Here is a 511-nt window from a genome sequence, read left to right on the forward strand (position 1 = left end):
GGCAAATGGTTCAACGCCGTTCAGTACGGTGTGCGTCAGGGCAGCTGCGACATTGATTACGATCAGGTACGCGATCTGGCACATGAGCATAAACCCAAAATGATCATTGCCGGTGGTTCTGCGATTCCTCGTCAGGTCGATTTCGAGCAATTCCGTGCCATTGCCGATGAAGTCGGTGCCTATCTGATGGTCGATATGGCGCATATTGCAGGGTTGATTGCGGCCGGTGAACACCCGTCGCCTCTGCCGCACGCGCATGTTGTTACAACAACAACACACAAAACTCTGCGTGGCCCTCGTGGCGGCATGATACTGACCAACCACGAAGACATTAATAAGAAGATCAATTCTGCCGTCTTCCCAGGCCTGCAAGGCGGCCCGCTGATGCATGTCATAGCCGGTAAAGCCGTTGCCCTGGGTGAAGCGCTGGAACCCGAATTCAAGCTGTACATCAAAAATGTGATTAGCAATGCCAAGGTTCTGGCAGAAACATTACAGGCACGCGGTTGTG

1 protein-coding gene is annotated in these 511 nt (G+C 53.0%); it reads left to right on the forward strand.

Going from position 1 to position 511, the window contains the following annotated elements:
• Positions 1 to 511: DegT/DnrJ/EryC1/StrS family aminotransferase (locus ACYP03_RS23975; protein ID WP_459782359.1), on the forward strand; the 511-nt coding region annotated here is incomplete at both ends.

This window comes from Photobacterium sp. R1, assembly GCF_054600795.1.